The sequence below is a fragment of the Burkholderia sp. BCC0322 genome, from assembly GCF_902833045.1.
Taxonomy (GTDB): Bacteria; Pseudomonadota; Gammaproteobacteria; order Burkholderiales; family Burkholderiaceae; genus Burkholderia.
This window is the reverse complement of the sequence record NZ_CADFDU010000007.1, coordinates 1-26,821: the sequence shown is the minus strand read 5'-3', so window position 1 is coordinate 26,821 and position 26,821 is coordinate 1. Positions and strand designations below refer to the sequence as shown.

Genomic DNA, 26,821 nt, shown 5'->3' with positions numbered 1-26,821 from the left:
GCGTAACGAATCAAGTGGACGTTGGAATCGGCCTGCTGCTTCTGCATCGCATATGAAGAACGGCGTCCGGCTCTCTTCGCCTGCGCGATGCGAACGCATGTGCAGACCTGTGTGACGATCGTCCGTAGGGATCGTTTCGGCCTGGCTGTCGCCGGCACCGAAGGTCTGACGGGCTGTATCGACGGCATGTTGGCCCTGGGCGAGGTGCGATCTCCGTCGTCGCCATCCTCAATTGCTTTGGTAACTGGGCGGCAACGTCGCTGAAGTGGGAGCCGGCGTGCCCAAGTGGAATACAGGATTCTCGATGCAATGACGCCAAGCGCCAATGCCGGATAGGCGTGCATCGCATGCCGGCCACCGACGCACAATATCTCGATGCGTCGGTATCTCGCACGACTCTCAATTAGCGTGGGCCGGACCAGCCGGCGAAGGCGCCCTGGATAGCGCCGGTCGCCATGCCCGCAAGGCCATTGACGGTCCAAGGGACACCGAGCATTGGCCCTGTAACGGCACCGCCGATCCCGCCTACAACCGAGCCTTGCAGACCACCAACTACGGCTCCCCAAGGGTTGCCGGCGCCCGCGACCAGCAATCGTTCATCATCGGACAGAATGCGAAGATTGCCGAGAGTATCGACAGCATCGAACGTACCGCAGACAAGCATCATTTCTTTGTTATGGGCGGAATATGTCACTTTCATTATCTCCTTCTGAAAATATAAAAAAACGACTCACTTAATGCGACACCTATCGCTGTGATCAATAGCGCAGACGCCGCTCCTGCCGGCAGGATCATGAATTTGATATTTATAAAATTAATTGCAATAATCGAGAGAATTGCGTTCATTACTCTTGCGATGAAAATCATGACCAATACTCTCGTGAAGTTATCGATGAATTTGTATTTAATAGATGCGCCGACTATGAGAGGAAGGGTGCTCGTCCAATAGAAATCTGAGCATCGTAAAGTGTCCATTTTTTCAAACGTTGAGTACTGCTCATGTGCGATGAGAAACTGACACCGCGTGACACGCCATGAGAAATCGGCGAGTCGGTCCCGTCGTCGAATATTTGGGGTTCCCATTCTGAACCTTGCAATTTTGACAGGTCGCGCCAAAGGCGCTGCGACGTTCACGATTACCGGCCGCCAGTACGGCATCGCCCTTCGTCAAATCAGCCCACTTTCGTACGCGTAGCGGATCAGATTGATATTCGTATCGGCCTGCAGCTTTTTCATCGCCATGTATTTCTGTGTCGACACGGTACTGACCGAGCGGCCGAGCTTTTTTGCGATGCTCGAGAGCGAGTAGCCCAACGCGAACAGGCGCACGACGTCAAGTTCCCTTTGTGTCAGCTTTGCGTGGGAGCCGCGGCTGATCGTGCCGGATTGCTCGACGATTTCGCGAACCGTCGGGGAGAAATACCGCGTTCGGCCGGCGCGCACATGTCGGCACGCATGCACGATCTCGTCAATCCCGTCTTCCTTGCTGACGATGGCTTTCACACCCAGTTGCAGTGCGGCCGCGAAAACGCTCGGATTTTTCTGCGCGGTCAGCATCACGCATTGCGCACCAGGCGCGACGTCATGTAGCCTGCGCAGCAGCCTCAGGCCATCGATCGGTTTATCGCCCCGATTCATCGAATAGTCGACGATGACGAGATCGACCGGCGAGCGTGTCAATGCGTCGATCAACTCCATACCGCTATTACAGCAATGTGCAATGAGGAATTCCGATCCCCACTGCGGCAGACGCTTAAGCATTTCGATCACGACCGGATGGTCGTCGGTGATGGCGATGGTGGTTGGATTCATTGCATGGTCAACATGAAATATAAGTTCGGAACAGGTTTCGAATCGATCAAGGAAAAATCACAGTCGGAACACTGCGCAACGCGATGCTTCCTGCCGACCAACGACGTTGTCGAGATGTCATGTTTCCGTAGTTGGTCTGCGCGCAATGGACGACCCCGTTCGTGCCTGCCAAAGCGTAATGGCGAGAAACCGGCATTTGACAGGCCTGTTGTCATTCCAGCCCACAGCGCAATCCGGCTGGAAGCACGCTCTTCGAGCATGCGCCCGGGGTTCGTGGAAAACCCCTAAACGAACCGCCGCCCCGCGAAAGGTTGCAGAAGGTTTCGCGTCCCTATACTCGTCGTGACGATGCAGCAAGCATCGCGCCATACGAATACAACGAACGGAGACGACCCGATGCGACCCATCCTGCGCACCCTCGCCGTTGCAGCCAGCCTGAGCTGCGCGCTTGCCGCTGCCCCCGCTTTCGCCGATGACGGCGGCAAGATCACGATCATGGTCGGCGGGATCGCGAAGCTGATCTACCTGCCCGCGCGGCTCACGCAGGAACTCGGCTACTTCAAGGCCGAAGGGCTCGACGTCGAGCTGCTGTCGCAGCCGGCCGGCGTCGACGCGGAGAACGAACTGCTCGCGGGCGCCGTGCAGGGTGTGGTCGGCTTCTACGACCACACGATCGACCTGCAGAGCAAGGGCAAGGACGTGAAGGCGATCGCCGTGTTCGGCCAGGTGCCGGGCGAAGTCGAGATGGTGTCGACCAAGGCCGCGCCGACCTTCAAGTCGATGGCCGACGCGAAGGGCAAGACGCTCGGCGTGACGGGCCTCGGCTCGTCGACCAGCTTCCTCACGCAATACCTCGCGCTCGCGCACGGCGTGCCGTCGACGCAGTACACGATGCTGCCGGTCGGCGCCGACGCGAGCTTCATCGCCGCGATCAAGCAGGGCCGTATCGACGCCGGGATGACGACCGAGCCGACCGTGTCCGCGCTCGAGAAGATGGGCGACGCGAAGGTGCTGGTCGACCTGCGCACGCTGGAAGGCACGCGCGCCGCGCTCGGCGGCACCTACCCGGCCGCGAGCCTGTACGTGCAGTCGGCGTGGGCCGATTCGCACAAGGCGGAAGCCACCAAGCTCGCGCACGCATTCGCGAAGACGATGCAGTTCATCCACACGCACAGCGCCGAAGAGATTGCCGCGAAGATGCCGGCCGACTACCAGAAGGACAAGGCGCTGTACGTGAGCGCGCTGAAGGCGTCGCTGCCGATGTTCACCGCCGACGCGAAGATGCCGGCCGACGGCCCGGCGACCGTGCTGAAGGTGCTGTCGGCGTTCAACCCGTCGGTGAAGGGCAAGCATGTCGACCTGGCGCGCACCTTCACGAACGATTTCGTGAACGCGAAGTAAGCGATATCGGTAGCGGCGCAGGCGGCGGGGACCCCGCCGCCGTGCGTGCCCCGTTCCGGCCCGGTTGACCGGCCCGGCGTTGCGCCACGATGCGACGCCCTCTTCACCCGCAGGACAAATGCGATGAACCAGGCAGTCTCCCCGAGCACACCGGCGATCGAGTTTCGCAACGTGTCGTGCCGCTTCATTTCGCCGGAAGGCAAGGCCACCGTCGCGCTGCGCGACTTCAGCATGAGCGTCGCGCGCGGCGAATTCATCGCGATCGTCGGGCCGACCGGCTGCGGCAAGTCGACGACGCTGAACCTGATCACCGGGCTGCTCAAGCCCGTGTCGGGCGAGGTGCGCGTGATGGGCCGCCCGGTCGACGGGATCGATCCGCGCATCGGCTTCGTGTTCCAGGCCGACGCCGTGTTCCCGTGGCGCAACGTGATCGACAACGTCGCGGCCGGCCCGCTGTTCCGCGGCCGCTCGAAGGACGTCGCGTACGCACAGGCCGAGGAATGGATCCGCAAGGTCGGCCTCGACAAGTTCACGAAGCACTACCCGCACCAGCTTTCCGGCGGCATGAGGAAGCGCGTCGCGCTCGCGCAGACCTTCATCAACCAGCCGGAAATCCTGCTGATGGACGAGCCGTTCTCCGCGCTCGACATGCAGACGCGCACGCTGATGCAGGACGAGCTGCTGCAGCTCTGGTCCGCGAACAAGGGCTCGGTCGTGTTCGTCACGCACGATCTCGAGGAGGCGATCGCACTCGCCGACCGCGTGTTCGTGCTGACCGCGCGGCCTGCCACGCTCAAGCGCGTGTACGAGATCGACCTGCCGCGCCCGCGCGTCACGTCGGAGATCCGCTACGACCCGCGCTTCATCGAAATTTCCAAGGACATCTGGCACGACCTGCGCGAAGAAGTGCAGATCGGCTGACGCACACGCAGCCCGGTAAAAGACAGCAAGGACAGGAGCATGACCGACATGACGCTTCCCCCCACCGCCATTCCGGCGACGACGCTCGAGGACGACGAGCGCGCCGCGCAACGCCGGCTGCGCCGCCGGCGCAACCTGATCGTCACGCTGCGGATCGCCGTGCTGGTGATCGTGCTCGGCGGGTGGGAACTCGCCGCACGCCTCAAGTGGATCGATCCGTTCTTCTTCTCGATGCCGTCGCTGATCTTCGCGCAGATCCAGGACTGGTTCGTGAACGGCACGTCGCAGGGCCCGCTGCTCACGCAGGTATGGGTCACGCTCGAGGAAACCGGGATCGGCTTCATAATCGGCTCGGTCGCCGGCGTGATCTGCGGGATCGTGCTCGGCCGCAACAAGCTGATGGCCGACGTGTTCGGCCTGTACATCCAGATCGCGAACTCGATTCCGCGCGTCGTGCTCGGCTCGATCTTCGTGATCGCGCTGGGCCTCGGGATGGCGTCGAAGATCGCGCTGGCCGTCGTGATGGTGTTCTTCGTCGTGTTCGGCAACGCGTTCCAGGGCGTGCGCGAAGCCGACCGCTACCTGATCGCGAACGCGCAGATCCTCGGCGCGTCGCGCCGGCAGATCACCACGGCGGTCGTGATCCCGTCCGCGCTGAGCTGGATTCTCGCGAGCCTGCACGTGAGCTTCGGCTTCGCGCTGGTCGGTGCGGTCGTCGGCGAATTCCTGGGTTCCAAGCAGGGCATCGGTTTGCTAATCTCCACCGCCCAGGGCGCGTTCAATGCCAGCGGCGTGTTCGCGGCGATGATCGTGCTGGCGGTGGTCGCGCTGGCCGCCGACTACCTGCTGACGTGGCTCGAGAAGCGGCTGCTGAAGTGGCGCCCCGCGGCGTTCTGAACGCCGCAGGCGGACGCCTGACATGACACCCCCGACCGCGCCGGCGCCCCCGGCGCGGTTCGGCATTTCGGAGAAGGAGCGCAACGGGATGGCGCACAGCCTGCGCGGACGGCTGCTGTGGTGGCTGCTGCTGCCGCTCGCGGTGTTCGTGCTGATCGCCGGCGCGATGTCTTACGACACCGCGCGGACCACGGCCGCGCTCGTGCAGGACAGCGCGCTCGTCGCGTCCGCGCGCACGATCGGCGAGGACATCGAATGGCGCAACGGGCTGCCGGTCGCCGACGTGCCGCCGGCCGCGCTGGAGATTTTCGAATCGCCGTCGCGCGATTCGGTGTTCTACAAGGTGATCGACGGCCACGACCGCCTGCTCGCGGGCACGCCGGCGCTCGCCGTGCCCGCGCGGCACGGCGTCGAGCCGACGCTGTACGACACGTCGCTCGACGGCGTGCCGCTGCGCGCGGTGGCCTACGATCGCCAGCTGTACGACGAGGGGCGGGTCGAGACGGCCACGGTGGTCGTCGCGAAGACGACGCGCTCGCACCAAGCGATGGTCGCGACGATCTGGCGGCCGCAGCTCGTGCGGCTGTCGCTGATGCTGATGCTCGCGATGGGGCTCGTGTACCTCGGCCTCACCTTCGAGATGCGCCCGCTGATGAAGCTGAAGGACGACGTGGCCGACCGCGGGCCGATGGAGCTGGAGCCGATCCGCCCCGAGCGGCTGCAGAACGAGCTGCGGCCGATCGTCGACGCGATCAACCAGTGCATCGCGCGGCTCAACACGCACACGGCCACGCAGCGCCGCTTCATCGCGGATGCCGCGCACCAGTTGCGCACGCCGATCGCGGTGCTCGACACGCAGATCCAGTACGCGCAGCGGCGCGGGCACGACGATCCGGAGCTTGCCGCGGTGCTCGACAGCATGCAGCGCAGCAGCCGCAAGATGGCCGACGTGACCGACAAGCTGCTGCTGCTCGCGCATGCGGAAGCGACACCGTCGACGCTGCTGAACCATCGCGTCGATCTCGCGGCCGTGGTGTCGAGCGTGCTGGAGGAGACGATCGTGCTCGCGCAGCGGCGCGACATCGACCTCGGCGCCGATCTCGGCGAGCGGCTCGACGTCGCGGGCAGCGACAGCCTGCTGACCGCGCTGGTGATGAACCTCGTCGACAACGCGGTGCGCTACACGCAGCCGGGCGGCTGCGTGACGGTCTGCGCACGCCGCGACGGCGACGCGATCGTGCTCGACGTGGTCGACAACGGCCCGGGCATCCCGGCCGAAGCGCGTCCGCACGTGTTCAAGCGGTTCTACCGCGTGTCGGCCGACACCGAGGGTTCGGGCCTCGGGCTTGCGATCGTGCGCGAGATCGCGCAGGCGCACGGCGGCAGCGCGTCGCTCGCGCCGGGCCCCGGCAATCGCGGTATCGTCGTGACCGTGCGGCTGCCCGCCTACGATTGAAGAGAATGCCGTCATGAAACTCCTGCTGGTCGAAGACAACGCCGAACTCGCGCACTGGATCGTGAACCTGCTGCGCGGCGAGGATTTCGCGGTCGACTGCGTCGGCGACGGCGAGCGCGCCGACACGGTGCTGAAGACCGAACGCTACGACGCGGTGCTGCTCGACATGCGCCTGCCCGGCATCAGCGGCAAGGAGGTGCTCGCGCGGCTGCGGCGCCGCAACGACAACGTGCCGGTGCTGATGCTGACCGCGCACGGCTCGGTCGACGACAAGGTCGACTGCTTCGGCGCGGGCGCCGACGATTACGTCGTGAAGCCGTTCGAATCGCGCGAGCTGGTCGCCCGGATTCGCGCACTGATCCGCCGGCAGGCCGGCGTCGGCACGACGCAGCTCGTATGCGGCGATCTCGTCTACGCGTTCGGCACGCGCGAATTCCGGTGCGGCGAAACGGTGCTCGCGCTGCGCCGCCGCGAGCACGCGATCCTCGAAACGCTGATGCTGCAGCAGAACAAGACGGTGTCGAAGGCGCGGCTGATGGACAGCGTGTTCGCGCTCGACGACGAGCCGAGCGCCGACGCGATCGACATCTACATCCACCGGCTGCGCAAGCATCTCGCGGGCAGCACGGCCGAGATCATCACGCTGCGCGGGCTCGGTTACATCCTGCGCATGAAGAGCACGCAGGACTGACGGGCGGCCCTGCACCGCCCCCCGATTCTCGATTCGTAGCACGAAACGTCGTTCACGCCCGCCGCAGCCCGGCGGGTGCGCACCCGCGTGCCTGCCCGATCCGTGATTGTTGCGTGTTCGGTGTTTTCACCGATCGGATTCTTGCGTCCGGGAAAGCGTCGTGAAGGATTGCACCCTCTACGATGCGATGCGTCGGCCCTCTCGCTGTGGCCGGCAAGAGTCGGCATACATTGCGTACTGCCAACGACCGGATTTCAATACGGCAGCTCGGAGGAGACGATCTTGAAACGAAAAACCCTTGCCCTTTCCATCGCGGCGGCTGGCCTGTGCGCCGGCACCCAGGCGCATGCGCAATCGAGCGTGCAGCTCTACGGGCTGATGGACCTGAGCTTTCCGACCTACCGGACCCACGCCGACGCAAACGGCAATCACGTGATCGGGATGGGCAACGAAGGCGAACCGTGGTTCAGCGGCAGCCGCTGGGGCCTGCGCGGCGCCGAAGACATCGGCGGCGGCACGAAGATCATCTTCCGCCTCGAAAGCGAATTCGTGGTCGCGAACGGCCAGATGGAAGACAGCGGCCAGATCTTCGACCGCGATGCGTGGGTCGGCGTCGAGGACGAACGCTTCGGCAAGCTGACGGCCGGCTTCCAGAACACGATCGCGCGCGACGCGGCCGCGATCTACGGCGACCCGTACGGCACCGCGAGGCTGACGACCGAGGAAGGCGGCTGGACCAACTCGAACAACTTCAAGCAGATGATCTTCTACGCGGCCGGCCCGACCGGCACGCGCTACAACAACGGCATCGCGTGGAAGAAGCTGTTCAGCAACGGCATCTTCGCGAGCGCCGGCTACCAGTTCAGCAACTCGACGCAGTTCGCCACCGGCTCCGCGTACCAGGTCGCGCTCGGCTACAACGGCGGCCCGTTCAACGTGTCGGGCTTCTACAACCACGTGAACAACGGCGGCTTCACGAACCAGACGTTCTCGGTCGGCGGCAACTACACGTTCGACATCGTGCGCCTGAATGCCGGCTACTTCCGCTACAACGGCGACCAGGGCTCGCTCGGCCAGCGCCACGACGATTCGTGGACGGTGTCGATGAAGATCGCGCCGAAGGGCGCGCTCGACTACGAGCTCGGCTACCAGCAGATGCGCGTCAAGAACGCCGCGTACAACTCGGACGGCTTCGTCCCGAACGCGAACCTCGGCGCGTTCAGCCTGACCAACGGCGTCGCCAACGGCTTCAAGGAAACGATCTACGGGTCGGTGTTCTATCACCTGAGCAAGCGCACCGAGGTCTACCTCGCCGGCGACTACATGAAGCTGCACGGCGGCTACACGGTGTCGTCGACGTTCGGCGCGAAGAACCAGCTCGAACTGACGTCGGGCATCCGCACGCGTTTCTGACCTGAAACGGGGCCCGACGGGCCCCGCCGCACCCTCCGTCCGGGATTCTCCATGCGGGCACGCCGGCGCTTTGCGCCGACCGTGCCCTTTTTTCGTCCTTTCCGGCGTGCCGCCGCGGACGCCCGGCAGGCGCCCGCCGGCCGGCCATCCGACAACCGGCCCGAAGCCGCTTGCGGCCCGCCTGGCGGGCGATCGCGGCCGATGTCCGCACGCTCGCCCCACATCGGCGCTTGACCTCGGCCGATCGACTCGCTAGCGTTTCGGGTTTGCCCGGGCGGCCATTGCCGCCGGTGCCGTGAGCGCGCCCGACGTCCTGGCGCGCGCGGCCGGGCTCCGATGGAAAAGACGATGCACAAACTCGATGCGGCCAGCCCGCAGGCGATGTCGACGGATTTCACCGCCGACAACGTCGCGCGCCTGAAGGCGCTGTTCCCCGAACTCGTGACCGAAGGCCCGGAGGGCGCGTCGGTCGACGTCGACGTGCTGAAGGCGCTCGTCGGCGAACGCACGGTCGGCGACGCCGACGAGCGCTACGGCTTTCACTGGCACGGCAAGCGCAGCGCGCGCCAGGCCGCGCTCACGCCGTCGACGGGCACGCTGCGGCCCTGCCCCGACGACAGCGTCGCGTGGGACGACACGCGCCATCTCGTGATCGAGGGCGACAACCTCGACGTGATGAAGCTGCTGCACAAGAGTTACGCAGGCAAGGTGAAGCTCGTCTACATCGACCCGCCGTACAACACCGGCAGCGATTTCGTCTATCCGGACGACTTCACCGACAGCATCCGCCACTACCTGGCGATGACCGGGCAGACCCAGGGCGGCGTGAAGCGCAGCACCAACACCGAGGCGAACGGCCGGTTCCACACCGACTGGCTGAACATGATGTATCCGCGCCTGAAGCTCGCGCACGCGCTGCTGTCCGACGAAGGGCTGATCGCCGTGCATATCGACGAGCATGAAGTGCACGCGCTGGTGCTGATGCTGCGCGAGATCTTCGGCGAGGAGAACGAGCTCGGCGTCGCCGTGTGGGACAAGCGCAACCCGAAGGGCGACGCGCGCGGCATCGCGTACCAGCACGAATCACTGGTGCTGTTCGCGCGCAACGCCGAGACGCTGCTCGAGCGGGCGCCGCTCAGGCGCCCGAAGCGCAACGCGCAGCGCATGCTCGACGCCGCGCATGACGCCATGTACCGCAGCGGCAACGCGAAGGACGCGCAGAAGGCGTACCGCGCATGGATGAAGGCGCAGACCAACCTGTCCGGCGGCGAGGTGATGTACGACCGGCTGTCGGAAGAAGGCCGCGTGTACCGCCTCGTGTCGATGGCCTGGCCGAACAAGAAGAAGGCGCCGGACGAGTATTTCACGCCGCTGATCCATCCGATCACCGGCAAGCCGTGCGCGATGCCGGCGCGCGGCTGGCGCAACCCGCCTGCGACGATGCAGGCGCTGATCGAGCGCGGCCAGATCGAATTCGGCGCGGACGAAACCACGCAGCCGCAGCGGATCTACTACCTCGACGAGAACATGTACGAGAACGTGCCGTCGGTGCTGCCGTTCGCCGGTTCCGACGACGCGCTGCTGAAGACGCTCGGGATTCCGTTCGACCTGCCGAAGCCGGTCGATTTCGCGGCGGCCGTGATCGGCTGGTGCACACGCGGCGACGACATCGTGCTCGACTGCTTCGCGGGCTCCGGCTCGACCGGCCACGCGGTGATGCAGGTGAACGCGACCGACGGCGGCGCGCGCCGCTACGTGCTCGTGCAGCTGCCCGAAGCGCTCGACCGCCGCGACAAGACGCAGCAGGCGGCCGCCGATTTCTGCGCGAAGCTGAAAAAGCCGCTGACGCTCGCCGAAATCACGAAGGAACGCCTGCGCCGCGCGGCCCAGCAAGTGGCGCGCGACTATCCGGAAAGCTATGGCGACCTGGGCTTTCGCGTGTACCGGCTCGACACGACCAACGTGATCGAGTGGGATCCGCGCCGCGACGACTTCGACCATGCGCTCTTCGCGTCCGTCGAGCACGTGAAGACCGGCCGCACCGAGGACGACCTGCTCGCCGAGCTGACGCTCAAGCTCGGCCTCGACCTGTGCACGCCGGTCGAGCATCACCAGGTGGCGGGCAAGACCGTGCACCTGATCGGCCATTCGATCGTCGCGTGCTTCGATGCACGCATCACGCGCGACGACGCCGGGCCGCTGGCTGACGGCATCGTCGACCTGCTCGATGCGACCGGCACGACGCACGACGTCACGTGTCTGTTCCGCGACAGCGGCTTCGTCGACGACGTCGCGAAGCTCAATCTCGCCGCGCTGCTCGAACAGCACGGCGTGAAGCGCGTGCGGAGCCTGTGATGCGGCTGCATTTCGAAGCGGATCTCGACTACCAGCGCGAGGCGATCGACGCCGTCTGCGACCTGTTTCGCGGCCAGGAATCGTATCGCGGCGACTTCAGCGTGCTCGCGAACGCCGCACCCGGCACGACGGCCGCCGCGCAAGGCTCGCTCGGCTTCGCGGTGTCGGAACAGGGCGTCGGCAACCGGCTGTCGCTGACCGACGACGCGCTCGCGCGCAATCTCGCCGACGTGCAGCTGCGCGGCGGGCTGCCGCCGTCCGGCCTGCCCGGCTCGCGCGACTTCACCGTCGAGATGGAAACCGGCACCGGCAAGACCTACGTGTACCTGCGCACGATCTTCGAGCTGAACCGCCGCTACGGCTTCACGAAGTTCGTGATCGTCGTGCCGTCGATCGCGATCAAGGAAGGCGTGCACAAGACGCTCTCGATCACCGAGGATCACTTCCGCGCGCTGTACGCGGGCGTGCCGTACGACTACTTCCTGTACGACTCCGCGAAGCTCGGCCAGGTGCGCCACTTCGCGGCGAGCGCGGCGATCCAGATCATGGTGATGACGGTGGCCGCGATCAACAAGAAGGAAATCAACAACCTCTACAAGGACAGCGAAAAGACCGGCGGCGAGAAGCCGATCGACCTGATCCGCGCGACGCGGCCGATCGTGATCGTCGACGAGCCGCAGAGCGTCGACGGCGGGCTCGAAGGCCGTGGCCGCGAAGCGCTCGCCGCGATGGCGCCGCTTTGCACGCTGCGCTATTCGGCCACGCACGTCGACCGTCACCACATGGTGTACCGGCTCGACGCGGTCGATGCGTACGAGCGCAAGCTGGTCAAGCAGATCGAGATCGCATCGGCGATCGTCGAGGATGCGCACAACAAGCCGTACGTGCGGCTCGTCGGCGTGTCGAACCGGCGCGGCGCGATCAGCGCGCGCGTCGAGCTCGACGTCGCGACGGCGGCCGGCGTGAAACGCCAGATCGTGTCGGCCACCGACGGCGACGATCTCGAACGCCTGACCAAGCGCGCGCTGTACGCGGGGCTGCGGATCGGCGAGGTCCATGCGGTGAAGGGCGCCGAGTACGTCGAGCTGCGCCATCCGGAAGGCGAAGCGTTCCTGTCGCTCGGCGAGGCGTTCGGCGACATCGACACGCTCGCCGTGCAGCGCGAAATGATCCGCCGCACGATCCGCGAGCATCTCGACAAGGAATTGCGCCTGGCCGAGCGCGGCGTGAAGGTGCTGTCGCTGTTCTTCGTCGATTCGGTCGAGCGCTATCGCCGCTACGACGAGAACGGCGTGCCCGTGAAGGGCGATTACGCGCTGATCTTCGAAGAGGAATATGCGCGTGCGGCGCGCGTGCCGGCCTACCGTGCGCTGTTCGACGGCGTCGACGTCGCGCTCGAAGTCGAGCGCGCGCACAACGGCTACTTCTCGATCGACCGCAAGGGCGGCTGGACCGACACGAGCGAAAGCAGCGCCGCGGCGCGCGAAAACGCGGAGCGTGCGTACGGCCTGATCATGCGCGAGAAGGAGGCGCTGCTGTCGTTCGACACGCCGCTGAAATTCATCTTCTCGCACTCGGCGCTCAAGGAAGGCTGGGACAACCCGAACGTGTTCCAGATCTGCACGCTGCGCGACATCCAGACCGAACGCGAGCGCCGCCAGACGCTTGGCCGCGGGCTGCGCCTCGCCGTCGACCAGGACGGCGAACGCGTGCGCGATGCCGGCGTAAACACGCTCACCGTGATCGCGACCGAGCGCTACGAGTCGTTCGCCGAGAACCTGCAGAAGGAAATCGAGGCCGATACGGGCATCCGTTTCGGGATCGTCGAGGAACACCAGTTCGCGGCGCTGCCCGTGCAGGAAGGCGACGGGCCCGCGCATGCGCTCGGCGTCGAGCTGTCGCGCGTGCTGTGGAACCACCTGCACGAGCAGGGTTACGTCGACGCGCAGGGCAAGGTGCTCGACCGGCTGAAGGATGCGCTGCGCCAGAGCGCACTGGTGCTGCCGGATGCGTTCGAGATGCTGCGCGGGCCGATCGTCGCGACGCTGCGCAAGCTGTCGGGCCGCTTTGCCGTGCGCAACGCGGACGAGCGCCGCGCCATCGCGCTGCGGCGCGATGCGTCGGGCAAGGCCGTCGTGTTCGGCGAGGATTTCCGCGCGTTGTGGGATCGCATTCGCCATCGCACCGTCTACAGCGTTGAGTTCGACAACGCGAAGCTCGTGCGTGACTGCGCGGCCGCGCTGCACGACGCGCCGGACATCGCGCGCGCCCGGCTGCAATGGCGCAAGGCGGAGATCGACATCGGCAAGGCCGGCATCGAGGCGATCGAGGTGGCCGGCGCCGGCACGGTGCTGCTCGACGAAGGCGAGCTGCCGCTGCCCGACCTGCTCACCGAGCTGCAGGACCGCACGCAGCTCACGCGCCGTTCGCTCGCGACGATCCTGGCCGACAGCGGCCGGCTCGAAGATTTCCGCGTGAATCCGCAGCAGTTCATCGCGGTCGCGGCCGATGCGATCAACCGCTGCAAGCGGCTCGCGCTCGTCGCGGGCATCGCATACCGCAAGCTCGGCGAGCGCCACGTGCATGCGCTCGAATCGTTCGAGAGCGAGGCGCTGACCGGCTACTTGCGCAACCTGCGGCCCGATGCGCAAAAGTCGATCCACGAAGCGGTCGTGTGCGAGACGGACGCGGAGCGCGCGTTCGCCGATGCGCTCGAGGCGCACGACGGCGTGAAGCTGTACGCGAAGCTGCCCGCGTGGTTCCGCGTGTCGACGCCGCTCGGCAGCTATCACCCGGACTGGGCCGTGCTCGCGGAGCAGGACGGTGGCGAACGGCTGTACTTCGTCGTCGATACACCGAATGCGGACGGCAACGTGCCGAGCGAGCACGAGCGTGCGAAGCTCGCGTGCGGCGAAGCGCATTTCCGGGCGCTGGTGGAGGGCGATGGCGCGGCGCGCTTCGTGCGCGTCAGGCAGGCGGAGGCGTTGTTTGAACCTGCGGAGCCGCCGGCGGGCGCCGGGCGGTAAAACGAAGGGCGGCCATGAGCCGCCCTTTTTTCATGAAGCGCGCCGGCCGCGGCGCCCTCCCCGATGACGATGGCGCTTACTGCGCCGGCTGCATGCCCTGCGCGGCGGCCTTGTGCTGCGCGGCCTCTTCCTGCGCGTGCTTCTTCGCCATGTGGTGACCGACGATACAGCCGCCAACCGCGCCGACGACCGCGTGGTGCCCCGCGTAGTGGCCGGCCACACCGCCGACCACCGCGCCCTTCATGCAGCCCGCCGCGTGCGCGCTGCCGATGGTGGCAAGCGCAACGATGGCGGCGGTCGCGCACATCCTGATGTGTCGAATGGGCATCATGTGTTCATTCTCCTCTTGTAGTAATCAAGTCGAGCCGCTTCGTTAATCCCAGCGGCCGCCGCGCCAGCCGCCGCGATCGTGCCATTCGTGCTCGCGCCATTCACGGCGGCGCCACTCGTGTTCGCGCCATTCGCGCGCACGCCAGTCGTCGTAGCGATAACCAACCGGGGCATACACAACCGGCGGAGGCGGCGCCACGTAGACGGGCGCCGGCGCCGCATACGCGGGTACGCCAATGCCGACCGACAGGTCGACGTGGGCCGATGCGACGCCCGAAGCTGCCAGCGCCGCTACACCGAGAACTGCACCGAGAATGAGTTTCTTGTTCATCTCGCGACTCCCTGCACGTGTCGTGCGTCATGTGAATACGGTTCGGAGTCTAGGCACGAGGTGCAGACACAGGTGAAACGGGTATGCGAGACCGGTAACGGATGTTTACAGCCGTCCGTAAAGCCTTGTGGCACAAGGAAGAGGCGGCATTCCACGCACCGTTGCAGCGGTGCATCGGGCCGGCAAAAAGGGCTGTCCGGCACGAAACCGGACGATCGGAGCACGCCGGCCTGCACGGGAACGGGAATACACCGAAAGCGAACCGCCCGCACCGTACGCGAGCGGTCCGCAAGCGCGCGTCACGCACGGATATCGTCGACGCTGCGCAGCCAGTGCACGCTGAACAGGTGGTCCGCGTCGGTCCACACGGTATCGGGCTCGAATCCCGCACGGCGCGCGATCGCATGAAAACCGTCGATCGTGAACTTGTGCGAATTCTCCGTGTGGATGCGCTCACCGGCGTCGAAGCGGAACGCGTGGCCACGCACATGCACGGTCTGCGCGATGTCGCTGACGAGGTGCATCTCGATGCGCTGCCGCGTGCTGTCGTAGAACGCGCAATGCGAGAACGCGTCGACGTCGAAATCCGCGCCGAGCTCGGCGTTCGCGCGCACCAGCAGGTTCAGGTTGAACTGCGCGGTCACGCCCTGCGCATCGTTGTACGCATCGTGCAGCGTGCGCTCGTCCTTCACGAGATCCGCGCCGACCAGCAAGCCGCCGCCACGCAGCAGCCGCGCGGCATCGCGCAGGAACGCATCGGCTTCCTCCGGCGAGAAGTTGCCGATCGTCGAACCGGGAAAGAAGCCGATGCGCCGCCGCGGCGTCCCGGCCAGCCCGGCCAGTTGCTCGGCCTTCGTGTAGTCGGCCGCGATCGGCGCGACGTCGAGCCATGGATACGCCGCACGCAGCCGCGCGGCGGCGTCGTGCAGGTAGTCGGCCGAGATGTCCACCGGCACGTAGCGCGCCGGCGCGTTCGCGTAGTTGCCTGCGAACGCGTCGAGCAGCACGCGGATCTTCTCGAGCGAGCCCGCGCCGAATTCGACGATGTCCGCATGCGGGCCGACGCGCCGCACGATCTCGGCCGCGCGATCGCGCAGGATGCCGAGCTCGGTGCGGGTCGGATAGTACTCGGGCAGTTCGCAGATGCGGTCGAACAGCGCGGAGCCGGCCGCATCGTAGAAGTATTTCGGCGGAATGCTGCGCGGCGTACGCGACAGCCCGTCGATCAGGTCGCGCTCGAACGCGCTCGGCCGCGAATCGCGGGCGGGTTGCTGGCCACCGCTCGTGGCCGTCTGGTCAGACGTCTCGCGCAAGTCGCACTCCCGTGAATTGCCAGCGCGCGGCCGGCGGAAAGAAATTGCGGTACGTCGGCCGTTCGTGCCCGGGCGGCGTCGCGATGCTGCTGCCGCGCAGGACTTGCTGGCCGACCATGAACTTGCCGTTGTATTCGGCCGCGACGCCCTCGAGCGGCCGAAAGCCCGGATACGGCTCGTAGGACGAGCGCGTCCATTGCCACACGTGCCCGAGCATCTGCCGGATGCCTTCGGCAGGGAACGCGGCTTCCCATTCGAATTCGGTCGGCAGGCGCGCACCGGCCCAATCCGCATATGCGGCCGCTTCGTAGAAGCTCACGTGGCACACCGGTGCGTCGGGTGCGAGCGGTTCGACGCCGTGCAGGCCAAACGTGCGCCGTACCCGCGTGGCGGCCGCGTCGTCGTCGTCGGGCATCCAGTATGCCGGCCCTTGCCACCCTTCACGCTGCACCGTGGCCCAGCCATCCGACAGCCAGAACTCGGGGCGCGTATAGCCGCCGTCGGCGACGAATGCCGCGAATTCCGCATTCGTCACGAGACGGTTCGCGATTTCGTACGGTCGCACGAGCGCCGTATGGCGCGGCCGTTCGTTGTCGAACGAGAACGCGTCGCCATCGTGGCCGATCTCGACGAGCCCGCCCGGCTGGTGCAGCCAGTGCAGCGCGCCGGCGTCGCCCACGGCCATCGCGCCGGCATCCATCCCGTTGCGCGGCCGGAATGCCGGCTTCAGCGGGTTGCACGAGAACGCGTGCAGCATGTCGGTGACGATCAGCTCCTGGTGCTGCTGCTCGTGATGCAGGCCGAGCTCGATCTCGGGCGCGATCGTCTCGAGCAGCGCCGCATCGGCACCGGCCAGTGCGTGCAGCATCGCGTCGTCGACGTGTTGTCGGTACGCATGCACCTCGTCGAGCGACGGGCGCGTGAGCAGCCCGCGTTGCGGCCGCGGATGGCGCGGGCCGAGCGCTTCGTAATAGGAATTGAAGAGGAACTGGAATGCCGCGTCGAACGGCGCGTAGCCGGCCACGCGGCGCATCAGTACGACGGTTTCGAAGAACCAGGTCGTATGCGCGAGATGCCATTTCGTCGGACTGGCGTCGGGCATCGACTGCACGGCCTGGTCTTCGGCGGACAGCGTCGCGGTCAGCGCGACGCTATGAGCGCGCACGTCCTGGTAACGGCGCTGAAGCTGTGATGCAAGGAGGCTCATCGGTTTACCGTCCACGGCGCGATTCGCTGCGTTGCGTTGCCGGAAAAAGGAAAGCCTTGCGCGTGATGCGCGCGGCTGACGTGCGACCTGCTGCTGCGTCGTCGGGCAACCGGCGCGCGCGCCGGGCCGCAGATGCGGCGTCACTTCACCTGCCCGTGCAGAACAGTATGGTCCAGAAATGTGAATGCTGCTGATCGAGATGCGCACGAAACGGCGGAGAAATGTAAATGAAAGCAACCGATCACCTGCCAGTTGCTGACATCCGCGCGTAACGAGGTGCATGCGGGGGGCATGCATCGGCCGTTGCGATCGACGCACGCCGCGGCCGTGATCGTCACCATGACGCGAACGGGGAATCGTCTGACCAGCACGGGCGCACGAAGCATGCCCGCCGCGTTTTTCGGGTTCGACGCGTACCCTGCCCGGCCTCGCCGGCGGCCTTCCGCGCCGAGCCGCGCGCCGGCTTCGAGAAAAATTTTGCGTCGATGTCACACACGCGGGGCGCTCGCTCGTCATATCACCGGAATCCACACGAAAGGAGAAGGACCATGACTGCGAAGCTCAACCCGTTTGCCGCCGCGCCCGCCCTGATGAAGAACTGGATGACCGTCTCGGTCGCCGCCGCGCAGAGCCTCGAGCCGACGCTGATCGAGCTGGTGAAGATCCGCGCGTCGCAGATCAACGCGTGCGCGAACTGCATTAACATGCACACGGCCGAGGCGCGCGAGCAAGGCGAGACCGAGCAGCGCATCTACCTGCTGTCCGCGTGGCGCGAAGCGCCCTGCTACACCGACCGCGAACGCGCGGCGCTCGGCTGGACCGACGCGCTCACGCGGCTGTCGGAGGGCCACGCGGCGCACGAAGCGGCCCATGCGGCGCTGAACGACCACTTCAGCCAGGAGGAACAGGTGAAGCTCACGCTGATGATCAACGTGATCAACGGCTGGAACCGGCTCGCGGTCGGCTTCGGGCTGTGGATCGATCCGGCCGATGCAAAGGCCGCCGCTGCGAAGATGGTGGCCTGATGCCGAACCTCGACCCGGCCGAGGGCAGCGCCGAAGAACGGGCCGATGCGGCGACGAGTTTCGACCCGCTGCGCCGCACGCTGATCCGCGTCGCGTACCGGATGCTCGGTTCCGTCGCGGATTCCGAGGACATCGTGCAGGAGGCGTTCATCCGCTGGATGGCCGTCGACCGCACCGAGGTGCGCGTACCTGAAGCGTTCCTGCGCCGCATGGTGATGCGCATGTGCGTCGACCAGCTGAAGTCCGCGCGGCACCAGCGCGAGACCTATATCGGCCCGTGGCTGCCCGAGCCGGTCGTCGAGGAAGACGAACAGGAAGACGTCACGCTGCCGCTGCTGCTCGCGCTCGAACGGCTTTCACCGCTCGAACGTGCGGCGTTCCTGCTGCACGACGTGTTCGGCCTCGAGTTCGACGAAGTGGCCACGACGATCCAGCGCGACCCGGCCGCATGCCGGCAACTCGCTGCGCGAGCGCGTACGCATGTACGCGAGGCGCGGCCGCGTTTTCATGTCGAAAAGCAGCGCGGGATCGAATTGGCGGAAGCGTTCTTCGCGGCATCACGCAGCGGCGACATGCGCGCGCTCGGCGCGATGCTCGCCGAGGACGTGAGCCTGCATTCGGACGGCGGCGGCAAGCGCCCGGCTGCAGGCAAGCCGGTGTTCGGCTTCGAGCGCGTGATGAAGGTGCACGAGTACCTGGCCGGGCTGTTCGCCACGCATGCGTCGAAGCTCGTGCGAGCGGGCTTCGTCAACGGGCTGCCGGGTTTCGTTACGCTGGAATCCGATGGCGAGCTGCAGACCACTGCGCTCGAGATCGAGGACGGGAAGATCGTCGCGATCTATGTCGTGCGGAATCCTGACAAGTTGAAGCACTTGCACTGAGTGCGGCGGGATCGCGCGTCGAGTGCCGTGCGCATGCACGGCCGCGATGCGCCCTTCTCCCCGTCCTGCCGCCCTGCTTTACTGGCCACCGGTTCCTGCGGTCAGTACGGTCCCGATCGCGATCACCAGGAAACCGAGCAACGGCGTCGCGATCGCGAAACCCGCTGCCGCGAGCCGGTTCGTGCCGCCCTGCGCTTCCAGCAGCGCGAGCAACGATTCGCGGGACGTCGCGCTCGGGCGCAGTTTCTCGATCTTGCGTTCGACGTGCGTCCTGTAGAGACTATTCCCGCACCAGCCGAGCGCGACCGCGATCCCGATGGTGACCGGGTCGAACGTGCTCGATTCGAAGTATTTCGGGAAGAACAGCAGTTCGATCAGCGTGATCGCGACCGTCGCGCCAAGAACGGCCGCCGCCTGCCAGTACATGCATCGATACGCCATCCAGACCGGGCCCAGGAAACAGGCGGCCCAGTTCCACGACTGCCGGTTCTTTCGCGACGCGGCGATCTCCCACTTCTTCTCGAACCAGGCGGCTTTCTTGCCGACGTAAGCGGCGATCTCGTCGTTGCTCGCGGATGATGTGGCGGTCGTGACGTCGGACATGGTCATGTGCTCTCGGTCGCGCGGATCGCGCGTCGTTGTTTTGATGGGTTGGAAATCGGGCGACGGTCGGAACAGCCGCTTCGATGCGCACACGATTCTACGCGCGGCGCAGTGCCCGTTGTGTAGCGGAACGAAGTGTCGGTGAGAAAGGATGCGACGCCGTGGATCGCGCAACGCATCGGGGCAACATGCGTCGTTTCGGCCGGAAAAAGAAAAACGCCACGCGAAGTTGCCGCGTGGCGTTTGTATGTTGGCGAGCCGCATTGCCTGTAGGCAAGTTGTGCTGCCAGACCCCTTCATTTGTTCGTTGGTAGGCTCGATTGGATTCGAACCAACGACCCCCACCATGTCAAGGTGGTGCTCTAACCAACTGAGCTACGAGCCTAAGAAGCCGCGAATTATAGAGAGGGTTTTTGAGGAGCACAAGCCCCTTCGTGAAATTTTTTTGAATCGGGGGGTGCGGAGGGCGACGATCGATGTTGCCTGGCGATGCCGGGAACGTTGGCTTCATCTGTTCGCGTCACAGCAAAACGCGTCGATGCGCTGTGGTGTTATCCACATTGCCCTCTGGATAACCCTCCGGCAAGCCTCTGGATTCACAGTGGAACGATTGAGGATATGTCGCCGCGGCTGTGAATCGACGAAAAGTTGTTCTGTGCTGCCCGAAGCTGTTCACGTCGCGCACCCAGGGTTATGCATTCTGCTTCCTGTCGCGAATTCATGGGCTTAGGGACGTTATCCACTGTGAGGCACAGGGTTTGTTAACTATCACTACGTATGTATACGAACTCTGTTAACACCTTTGGATAAGCACAGTCCGTCGACTGTGCTTCGCGCAGGATATGCACTGCGTGCGGGGATCGGATAAACGAAGCGGCAAGCTGTGAGGCGCATCGGATGATGTGTAAGCCGCCGTATCCATAGATATGTAGAATCGCCGACATTCAGGATGAGAGGGCTTAGCGCACAGGTTCACGACACATGACCGATTCTTCGTTGACCCGGCTCGACGCACTCGATATCGATGCCGTCGTACACCGGTTACAGCAACAGCCAGGCGACCTCGTGTTCGAGCAACGCGTGTCGATGCCGGAAGCCGAAGTCCTGTGTTGCCGCTACAAGGGCGAGCGATTCAACTTGAAGTTCGATCTCGACTACGGGGTGTTCGTCGATCGCATCGGGAAGCTGTCCGGCGAGGACACCGCGGAGATCGTTAGATGGCTCACGAAAGAAGCAGAGTGATGACAGCGGACGAACCCGGACGAGGGGATGAATGAAGCTACCTGTCGACGAGATGCTGGTGACGGATATTGCCGGCCACGTTGCGGTTGTCGTGACCGACGTGACGGCTGCCGCCGATGTGCTGACGCAGTTGGGCTTCGTTCGGCAATCCGATCGCTGGGAACGCGCGATCGCAGACGATACCGACCGCCAGGCACTCGTTGCCGCGCTTGTTGATCTGGATGTGCTGTTCTCCGCGGGGCGCGATTGGAGCCCGCAGGCGCTCGTCGAGTATTACCGGGAGATCGGCGTCGTGCGGCGCGGATACCGTGCGGTTGTGTGGCGCGGGCCGACGCAATGCGTCATCGAGCGGCATGACTGAATCACGCGAGGCAAGTTCATGACGTACACAGTCCTGATGGTGTCGCGCGGCGAGATCGTGCTGTCCGACGGGCACCGCACCGTGCGAGCGCCTGGCGAAGCATTGCTGCCCGGCGTGGACAACGGGCCCGCATTCGTCGCCTACGTCGATTCCATGAAGTACGTCGAACCGGAAAACGACGGCGAGACGATCGATGCCGTCACACGCCAGGCCGTGATTTCGGCGATCACTGCATATTTCTCGTCGCGACGCGCGACGGTCGAGTTCGAACCCTGAGCCATCGATGATGACGACCGACACGATGAAACCGAAGAACGACCCGGGCGACACGAGCACAGCCCGCAACCGGAGCGGGTAATGGGCCCCATTCACTGCGGTCGGCACGGACGCGATAACGGGATCACGACATCGAAGGGCATTGCCGCGCGCATTCGGCAGCGCGGGCAGTTCTTGTCCGGCGAGCTCGTGAAGGTTTCGCTCGATCGCCCGAAATACAGCCGGGAAATGTGGATGCTGCGTGCCGAACTCGACGAGCACGAGGTCGACGCGACCTTTGTCGACAACGTTGCGCATGTGAAGGCGTTTCCAAAAATTGCGGCGCTGGAACGCTTGCGCGCGCATCTGTGTTCGGCATGCCTGGACGAGCTGCTCGTCCGCTCCGGCGAAGCGCCCTATAAACCGACGACGAAAGAGCAGGCGTTCGACACGTCTGTCGTCGCGGCGAATGCGAAGTGGTCGCGCGGCGACGCGCGCTGCGAGTTGCACGGGTTGATCCGGCCGACGCGGACCTCACCGGATATCGAGGCCGCGATCTTGTCGATCGACGTGATCCGCGATTGTCACGTCGTGCAGGTGATCAATGCCAGTGCGCAGCACGAAGCCAAGCATTGGTTTGACGAAGCGTTCTTGCACAAGGTGCTCGGGACGGATGTCGACATCGTTGAATCGACGTTACGCATCGATGATCGGGCCACGTTTATGCAGATGTGGAACGCCGGTGAGCTCGTGTGTCCGGACTGCCTGCGGGAGGTGTTGGAACGTAGCGGTCTGCGCAACAAGGACACGCGGACGTGAGCGTAGCGGAGCAATCGTGACGGACACGATCAAGCAAGATGCCGTTCGGCATGCGCAGGCTCGGCAATGCGAGTCCGCTCGGGGCGTCCATCGAGCACGTCGTTTCTCCGAAAACCGGCGAGATTTTCAGGGTTGATGGAATCAAGTGACTTCGGAAGCGGCGAAGGTGGTCACCCTTCGTATGTGGATAACCGCGGCACAAAATAACGCGAAACGCTGTGCGAGCATAAGGTGAGCCTGCACCCGGATCGAAAGCCGGGTGCGGATTCCGTCGAATTCATGCAGTGACGCGCCGATCCAAATGAATACGCACCAGACTGGACGGAGAGTTGCCGGCTCTATGATGTGAGCGCTGGCGGAATGTGTATCGCGTTCGTGCGCTTGTCGGCGGGCCGCATGTGGACAACCCACATGCGCAACCAGTCGAATCGCTGTGTATCGAACAGGTGAGCGTCTTGCATTCAACCACACGAATCGCCTCGAACGCCTTGTTTGGCAGGGCTTTGCCGGAATAGAGCGGACGATGCCGGTAGTTTTTGCGCGATCCGCCGCGATTGATTGCCTTGTGGATATCGAGAAGTCAAAGCACTCGAAGGCCTGTGCGTTCAGTGCGCGAGGGTAATCGAATTCGGAGCGGATGTTCGCGTTATCTCACCGGTTGTGGATATCGCATGCGAAAACAACGCGAAACACTGTGCCAACCCAAGGTGAGCGAGTCGACCGATGGCCGCGCGAGGTGCCGCCATGATCGATGTGGATATCCTGTTCCGCAGCAACTCGAAACCCTGTGATTCCAAAAGGTGAGGGTGCCAAAGACGCTTAGGTGTGGACAACAGACCGGGGAAGTCAGTCGAAACGCTGTGCAATCCAGCGGTGATCGTGGCCACGCCCAAGCCGGCGAACCCGCATCATTCCGGGCGCTTGCGGCCATCGAGCGCCGCCGGCAGGGCGCGCATCGTACCACTCAAGTCTGCTGATCGAGCGCCTGCGCGACTGCTTTCTCCGCGAGGCTCCCGGCCGGCCCGACCACTGCATAGTTGAGCCCGTTCACCGATCCATACCGTGCGAGCAGCGCGCCATCCACGCGTTGCCCGGCCGGCAGCAGTCGATGTTTCGATTCCGCCGGTCGCAGATAGAAGCTCAGCGTCCGCCCGCCTGCATCCTCATAGAGCACCATCGCAGCCGTGGCGCCGCTGTCCGTCGTGAACAGCCGTCCGCCGACCGGCCGGAACCCCGCCGCGCTCAGATCCGGCAGCCTCGCCGATGCCCCCACGCGTTTGGTGAGCCACCCCTGCAAATCTCCCTCACCCGTCGGCCGGTAGTCCACCTTCGCCGTCTGATCGACCACCATCATCCGGTAAGCCTCGACCGCATCGCTCATCGGCGCGATGGGCGGCGGCGCGTTCCACCCGCACGCCTGCCACCCGCCCAACGTCCCCAGCCCGACGCAGAACACGAACGAAGCCGCCATCGCGAACCGCATCCGCGTGCGCTCCGCGCGCCGTCCGCGAATCGCCGCCGGATCCAGCGCGGGGTTGTCCGCCGGCATCCGCACGCTCTCGAGCGCAGCGCGCAACCGTTGCGCATCCTGCTGCCATTGCTTCACCTGTTCCGCGCGCTCCGGATGCAGCGTGAGATAACGCTCGACCGCGGCGCGCGCATCGTCGTCGAGGTGGCCGTCGACATAGGCCTGGAGGTCGTGTTCGTTCGGAGGCGTGTTCATTTCTTCATCAGGCGGAGAGAAGGAGCGGGAAGCTCGCCGTCGCTGAGCTGGCGCAGCGCCTGGCGCGCGCGGGAGAGCCGCGACATCACGGTGCCGATCGGAATGTCGAGCAGGTCGGCGACTTCCTGATAGGTGAAACCCTCGACCGCGACGAGCAGCAGCAGGCTGCGCTGCTCGTCGGAGAGCCGGCCGAATGCTTCGAGCGTCGCGCGCGCCGCGAATTCGCGTTCGGCGGACGGCCAGTGCGCTTCGTCGTCATCGCGGATGCGTCCAAGCAGCCACGCGTAGCGCTTCGCGCTGCGTTTGCCGTCGAGAAACTGCCGGTACAGGATCGTGAAGAGCCAGCTGCGCAGCGACGCGTCGTCGCGACGGCTCGTCCAGCGCGACAGCGCGCGCTCGAGTGTCGACTGGACGAGATCGTCGGCCGCGTGGACGTCGCGCGCGAGCCAGAGCGCGAAGCGTCGCAGCCTGGGGATGAGTTCGCGCAGTGCGTCGTCGTCGAGGGCGGTGGAGGGCATGGCCGGGCCGATTGCCGAATGGGTCGAGATACCGCGTAAGACGCCGGTCGGCGCCGCTTATTCCACCAGCATAGGAAAAAAGTTTTCGTGGAATAAAGCGGCGCGGGTGGCGTCCTACGCGGGTTCGACAATGACCTGACGGTCGGGAGCCTATATATGGAGCGATCTTCTTCCTCTTCTTCGCCGCAGCGCGAGCCCGGGCGCGGGTGGTGGCGCTGGGCCGCGATCGGCTGCGCGGTGGCCGGCGTGGCCGTGGCGTTCGGGTATGTCGGCGGCTGGCTCGCGCCGGCGCGTCTGACCCCGCACCGGATCGTCGATGCGCTGCAGACGGCCGGCGGCGGTATTCATCCGGGCTTCCGGCGCAATCACGCGAAGGGCGTGTGCGTGACCGGTTACTTCGAAGGCAACGGGGCCGCGAGCGCGTATTCGGTCGCGCCGTTCTTCAAGGCGGTGCGCACGCCGGTGGTCGGGCGCTTCGCGTTGCCGGGCGGGAATCCGTATGCGCCCGACAGCAGCGTGCCGATCCGCAGCCTCGCGCTGAAGCTCACCGCGCCCGATGGCGAGCAATGGCGAACCGGGATGAACGCGATGCCGGTGTTTCCGGTCGCGACGCCGCAGGCGTTCTACGCGCAATTGCTGGCGACCCGGCCCGATCCGAAGACGGGCAAGCCCGATCCGGCGAAGGTAAAGGCGTTTTTCGGCGCGCACCCGGAGACGGCCGCGTTCCGCGAATGGGTGAAGGGTGCGAAGCCGAGCGCGAGCTACGTCACCGAAAGCTATTACGGCTTGAACGCGTTCGACTTCGTCGATGCGGCGGGCAAGCGCCAGGCGGTGCGGTGGCGCGTCGTGCCGGAGCAGACGGCCGGCGCCGGTGACGTCGCGACGGCGGCGGATCCGAACGTGCTGCAGCAGGACGTGACGGAGCGTATCGCGGCCGGTGCGCAGAAGTGGAAGCTGCTGGTCACCCTGGCGGAGCCGGGCGATCCGGTGGACGACGCGACGAAGGTCTGGCCCGCGCAGCGCACGACGATCGACGCGGGCACGCTCGTGCTCGACCGCGTGGAGGCGCAGGACAGCGGGCCGTGCCGCGACGTGAATTACGACCCGACGGTGCTGCCGCAGGGGATTCAGGTGTCGGGGGATCCGTTGCTGGCGGCGCGCTCGGCTGCCTACGCGGATTCGTATCTGCGCAGGACGAGTGAAGAGGCCGGGGTGGCGGGCGTGGCCAGGTTGAGTTCGGAGGGACGGTGATGAAGACTTCTGCGACGTTTGGTTTGCCGGCGAGGGTGCTGCACTGGGCGATGGCCGCGATGATCATCGCGATGCTGTTCATCGGGGTGGGGATGGTGGCGTCTGTCTCTGAGCGGCATGCGCTTCTGGTGGCGATTCACAAGCCGCTGGGCATTGCCGTGCTGGTGCTCGTGTGCGTGCGTATCGTGGTGCGGGTTCTGTCGAAGCCGCCGGCGTTGCCCGAGGAACTGCCGTGGTGGCAGAAGGTTGCCGCGCACGGGTCGCATCTCGTGCTGTATGCGCTGATGCTCGCGATGCCGCTGATCGGCTGGGCGATGCTGTCGGCGGGCGGGTATCCGGTGACGCTGGGCGGGGGTGTGCAGCTGCCGGCGATCGTGGCGGCGGATCCGGTGACGTTCGCGTGGCTCCGGGTCGCGCACAGGGTGCTGGCCTATCTGTTCTTCGCGACGTTCCTCGCGCACTTTGCCGCAGCGCTGTATCACGGGCTGATTCGACGGGACGGCGTGGTGAGGGCGATGGTGGGGCGGTGAGCGGCGGAGGATTGCGCTCGATGCGGCGGGGCGGTTCACGGGCAACCGGGCCTGCTCCTGCCGTGTCGCATATCTATGACCGTAGGACAGGTTCAGAGACCCCCGCTACCACATGTCAAAATAATTTCACAAAAGGGGTTGCGGAGACTGGGACAGGTGCTTAGAATCACGCCTCTTTCGCGCTAACGGAAACGCAGCGCGGGGGAAGAAGGGAAGCGGTGCTGTTGATGTCGGTTTTAACGACTCCAGCGCACATGGAATTAAACCGCAGTCGTCGCAACGAAGTAGTTAAAAAAGTTGTTGACGGATTTAAAAAAACGGTTAATAATCTCGCTTCTCTGCTGCTGAAAACGCAGCGCTGCCGGGAAACACGAAGTTCCTCGCAGAATGCTCTTTAAAAATTAACAGCCGATAAGTGTGGGCGCTTGATGGAAGCGAGCTGATCCTCGGATCAGATAGC

The 26,821-nt window shown here is 65.2% G+C and carries 25 protein-coding genes and 1 tRNA gene; 16 read left to right on the top strand and 10 right to left on the bottom strand.

What is annotated here, in order from left to right:
* Positions 1 to 403: 403 nt before the first annotated feature.
* Both HWX39_RS20780 and HWX39_RS20775 read right to left on the bottom strand, forming a co-directional pair.
* Positions 404 to 700, bottom strand: a complete 297-nt coding sequence (locus HWX39_RS20780; RefSeq protein ID WP_175969771.1) for a hypothetical protein — start codon at positions 698 to 700, stop codon at positions 404 to 406.
* A gap of 467 nt (positions 701 to 1,167) precedes the next feature.
* The gene (locus tag HWX39_RS20775) at positions 1,168 to 1,812 is read right to left on the bottom strand and encodes a response regulator transcription factor (RefSeq protein ID WP_175969770.1); all 645 of its coding nucleotides are present in this window, start codon (positions 1,810 to 1,812) and stop codon (positions 1,168 to 1,170) included.
* A 396-nt stretch (positions 1,813 to 2,208) separates the two neighbouring features.
* Between HWX39_RS20775 and HWX39_RS20770 the strand changes: the two genes are divergently transcribed.
* The 8 genes from HWX39_RS20770 to HWX39_RS20735 all read left to right on the top strand — a co-directional run bounded on the left by HWX39_RS20770 (position 2,209) and on the right by HWX39_RS20735 (position 13,972).
* The gene (locus HWX39_RS20770; RefSeq protein ID WP_175969769.1) at positions 2,209 to 3,213 is read left to right on the top strand and encodes an ABC transporter substrate-binding protein; all 1,005 of its coding nucleotides are present in this window, start codon (positions 2,209 to 2,211) and stop codon (positions 3,211 to 3,213) included.
* A gap of 123 nt (positions 3,214 to 3,336) precedes the next feature.
* Complete coding sequence (locus HWX39_RS20765) at positions 3,337 to 4,134, top strand: ABC transporter ATP-binding protein (protein WP_048247995.1); 798 nt, start codon at positions 3,337 to 3,339, stop codon at positions 4,132 to 4,134.
* A gap of 39 nt (positions 4,135 to 4,173) precedes the next feature.
* The gene (locus tag HWX39_RS20760) at positions 4,174 to 5,031 is read left to right on the top strand and encodes an ABC transporter permease (protein ID WP_096472092.1); all 858 of its coding nucleotides are present in this window, start codon (positions 4,174 to 4,176) and stop codon (positions 5,029 to 5,031) included.
* An 88-nt stretch (positions 5,032 to 5,119) separates the two neighbouring features.
* Positions 5,120 to 6,487 (top strand): sensor histidine kinase, encoded by a 1,368-nt coding sequence (locus HWX39_RS20755; RefSeq protein WP_175969960.1) that lies wholly within the window; start codon positions 5,120 to 5,122, stop codon positions 6,485 to 6,487.
* Positions 6,488 to 6,500: 13 nt separating this feature from the next.
* Positions 6,501 to 7,178, top strand: a complete 678-nt coding sequence (locus tag HWX39_RS20750; RefSeq protein WP_034188218.1) for a response regulator — start codon at positions 6,501 to 6,503, stop codon at positions 7,176 to 7,178.
* Between the two features lie 282 nt (positions 7,179 to 7,460).
* Positions 7,461 to 8,591: a porin gene (locus HWX39_RS20745; RefSeq protein WP_175969768.1), complete on the top strand. Its 1,131-nt coding sequence runs from the start codon at positions 7,461 to 7,463 to the stop codon at positions 8,589 to 8,591.
* 336 nt (positions 8,592 to 8,927) lie between these two features.
* Positions 8,928 to 10,946 (top strand): site-specific DNA-methyltransferase, encoded by a 2,019-nt coding sequence (locus HWX39_RS20740; RefSeq protein WP_175969767.1) that lies wholly within the window; start codon positions 8,928 to 8,930, stop codon positions 10,944 to 10,946.
* Complete coding sequence (locus HWX39_RS20735; protein WP_175969766.1) at positions 10,946 to 13,972, top strand: DEAD/DEAH box helicase family protein; 3,027 nt, start codon at positions 10,946 to 10,948, stop codon at positions 13,970 to 13,972. Before HWX39_RS20740 ends, HWX39_RS20735 begins: the two co-directional genes overlap by 1 nt.
* A 76-nt stretch (positions 13,973 to 14,048) precedes the next feature.
* Here the strand turns inward: HWX39_RS20735 and HWX39_RS20730 are convergent, their stop codons facing one another.
* The 4 genes from HWX39_RS20730 to egtB all read right to left on the bottom strand — a co-directional run bounded on the left by HWX39_RS20730 (position 14,049) and on the right by egtB (position 17,153).
* Positions 14,049 to 14,303 carry a hypothetical protein gene (locus tag HWX39_RS20730; protein ID WP_175969765.1) on the bottom strand — a complete coding sequence of 85 codons (255 nt, stop codon included), beginning with the start codon at positions 14,301 to 14,303 and terminating at the stop codon, positions 14,049 to 14,051.
* Positions 14,304 to 14,345: 42 nt separating this feature from the next.
* A complete protein-coding gene (locus HWX39_RS20725) occupies positions 14,346 to 14,633 on the bottom strand; it encodes a hypothetical protein (RefSeq protein ID WP_175969764.1) in 288 nt (95 codons plus the stop codon).
* A 299-nt stretch (positions 14,634 to 14,932) separates the two neighbouring features.
* The gene (egtD, locus tag HWX39_RS20720) at positions 14,933 to 15,946 is read right to left on the bottom strand and encodes an L-histidine N(alpha)-methyltransferase (RefSeq protein WP_175969763.1); all 1,014 of its coding nucleotides are present in this window, start codon (positions 15,944 to 15,946) and stop codon (positions 14,933 to 14,935) included.
* Entirely contained in the window at positions 15,930 to 17,153 is a 1,224-nt protein-coding gene (gene egtB / locus HWX39_RS20715; RefSeq protein ID WP_175969762.1) for an ergothioneine biosynthesis protein EgtB, read from the bottom strand. Before egtB ends, egtD begins: the two co-directional genes overlap by 17 nt.
* Before the next feature lie 548 nt (positions 17,154 to 17,701).
* Here egtB and HWX39_RS20710 point away from each other — a divergent pair.
* Both HWX39_RS20710 and HWX39_RS20705 read left to right on the top strand, forming a co-directional pair.
* Positions 17,702 to 18,178, top strand: a complete 477-nt coding sequence (locus HWX39_RS20710; protein ID WP_175969761.1) for a carboxymuconolactone decarboxylase family protein — start codon at positions 17,702 to 17,704, stop codon at positions 18,176 to 18,178.
* Positions 18,178 to 19,059 carry a sigma-70 family RNA polymerase sigma factor gene (locus HWX39_RS20705; protein WP_175969760.1) on the top strand — a complete coding sequence of 294 codons (882 nt, stop codon included), beginning with the start codon at positions 18,178 to 18,180 and terminating at the stop codon, positions 19,057 to 19,059. The genes HWX39_RS20710 and HWX39_RS20705 overlap by 1 nt, the downstream gene beginning before the upstream one ends.
* Positions 19,060 to 19,137: 78 nt before the next feature.
* Here the strand turns inward: HWX39_RS20705 and HWX39_RS20700 are convergent, their stop codons facing one another.
* Positions 19,138 to 19,662, bottom strand: a complete 525-nt coding sequence (locus tag HWX39_RS20700) for a DUF2628 domain-containing protein (RefSeq protein WP_175969959.1) — start codon at positions 19,660 to 19,662, stop codon at positions 19,138 to 19,140.
* A 308-nt stretch (positions 19,663 to 19,970) separates the two neighbouring features.
* A tRNA-Val gene (locus HWX39_RS20695) sits at positions 19,971 to 20,047 on the bottom strand.
* Positions 20,048 to 20,643: 596 nt separating this feature from the next.
* Between HWX39_RS20695 and HWX39_RS20690 the strand changes: the two genes are divergently transcribed.
* The 4 genes from HWX39_RS20690 (at position 20,644) to HWX39_RS20675 (ending at position 22,339) form a co-directional block, all read left to right on the top strand.
* Complete coding sequence (locus tag HWX39_RS20690; protein WP_175969759.1) at positions 20,644 to 20,904, top strand: hypothetical protein; 261 nt, start codon at positions 20,644 to 20,646, stop codon at positions 20,902 to 20,904.
* 31 nt (positions 20,905 to 20,935) lie between these two features.
* Positions 20,936 to 21,265: a hypothetical protein gene (locus HWX39_RS20685; RefSeq protein ID WP_175969758.1), complete on the top strand. Its 330-nt coding sequence runs from the start codon at positions 20,936 to 20,938 to the stop codon at positions 21,263 to 21,265.
* An 18-nt stretch (positions 21,266 to 21,283) separates the two neighbouring features.
* Positions 21,284 to 21,541, top strand: coding sequence for an Imm74 family immunity protein (locus tag HWX39_RS20680; protein WP_175969757.1), 258 nt, complete (start codon positions 21,284 to 21,286; stop codon positions 21,539 to 21,541).
* 81 nt (positions 21,542 to 21,622) lie between these two features.
* Positions 21,623 to 22,339 (top strand): hypothetical protein, encoded by a 717-nt coding sequence (locus tag HWX39_RS20675; protein WP_175969756.1) that lies wholly within the window; start codon positions 21,623 to 21,625, stop codon positions 22,337 to 22,339.
* Positions 22,340 to 23,303: 964 nt separating this feature from the next.
* Here HWX39_RS20675 and HWX39_RS20670 read toward each other — a convergent pair.
* Both HWX39_RS20670 and HWX39_RS20665 read right to left on the bottom strand, forming a co-directional pair.
* A complete protein-coding gene (locus HWX39_RS20670) occupies positions 23,304 to 24,062 on the bottom strand; it encodes an anti-sigma factor (protein ID WP_175969755.1) in 759 nt (252 codons plus the stop codon).
* Positions 24,059 to 24,580, bottom strand: coding sequence for a sigma-70 family RNA polymerase sigma factor (locus HWX39_RS20665; RefSeq protein WP_175956534.1), 522 nt, complete (start codon positions 24,578 to 24,580; stop codon positions 24,059 to 24,061). The genes HWX39_RS20670 and HWX39_RS20665 overlap by 4 nt, the downstream gene beginning before the upstream one ends.
* Before the next feature lie 156 nt (positions 24,581 to 24,736).
* Here HWX39_RS20665 and HWX39_RS20660 point away from each other — a divergent pair, with 156 nt between their 5' ends.
* Both HWX39_RS20660 and HWX39_RS20655 read left to right on the top strand, forming a co-directional pair.
* Positions 24,737 to 25,831: a catalase family peroxidase gene (locus tag HWX39_RS20660; RefSeq protein WP_175969754.1), complete on the top strand. Its 1,095-nt coding sequence runs from the start codon at positions 24,737 to 24,739 to the stop codon at positions 25,829 to 25,831.
* Positions 25,831 to 26,361 (top strand): cytochrome b, encoded by a 531-nt coding sequence (locus HWX39_RS20655; RefSeq protein ID WP_175969753.1) that lies wholly within the window; start codon positions 25,831 to 25,833, stop codon positions 26,359 to 26,361. The genes HWX39_RS20660 and HWX39_RS20655 overlap by 1 nt, the downstream gene beginning before the upstream one ends.
* Positions 26,362 to 26,821 lie beyond the last annotated feature (460 nt).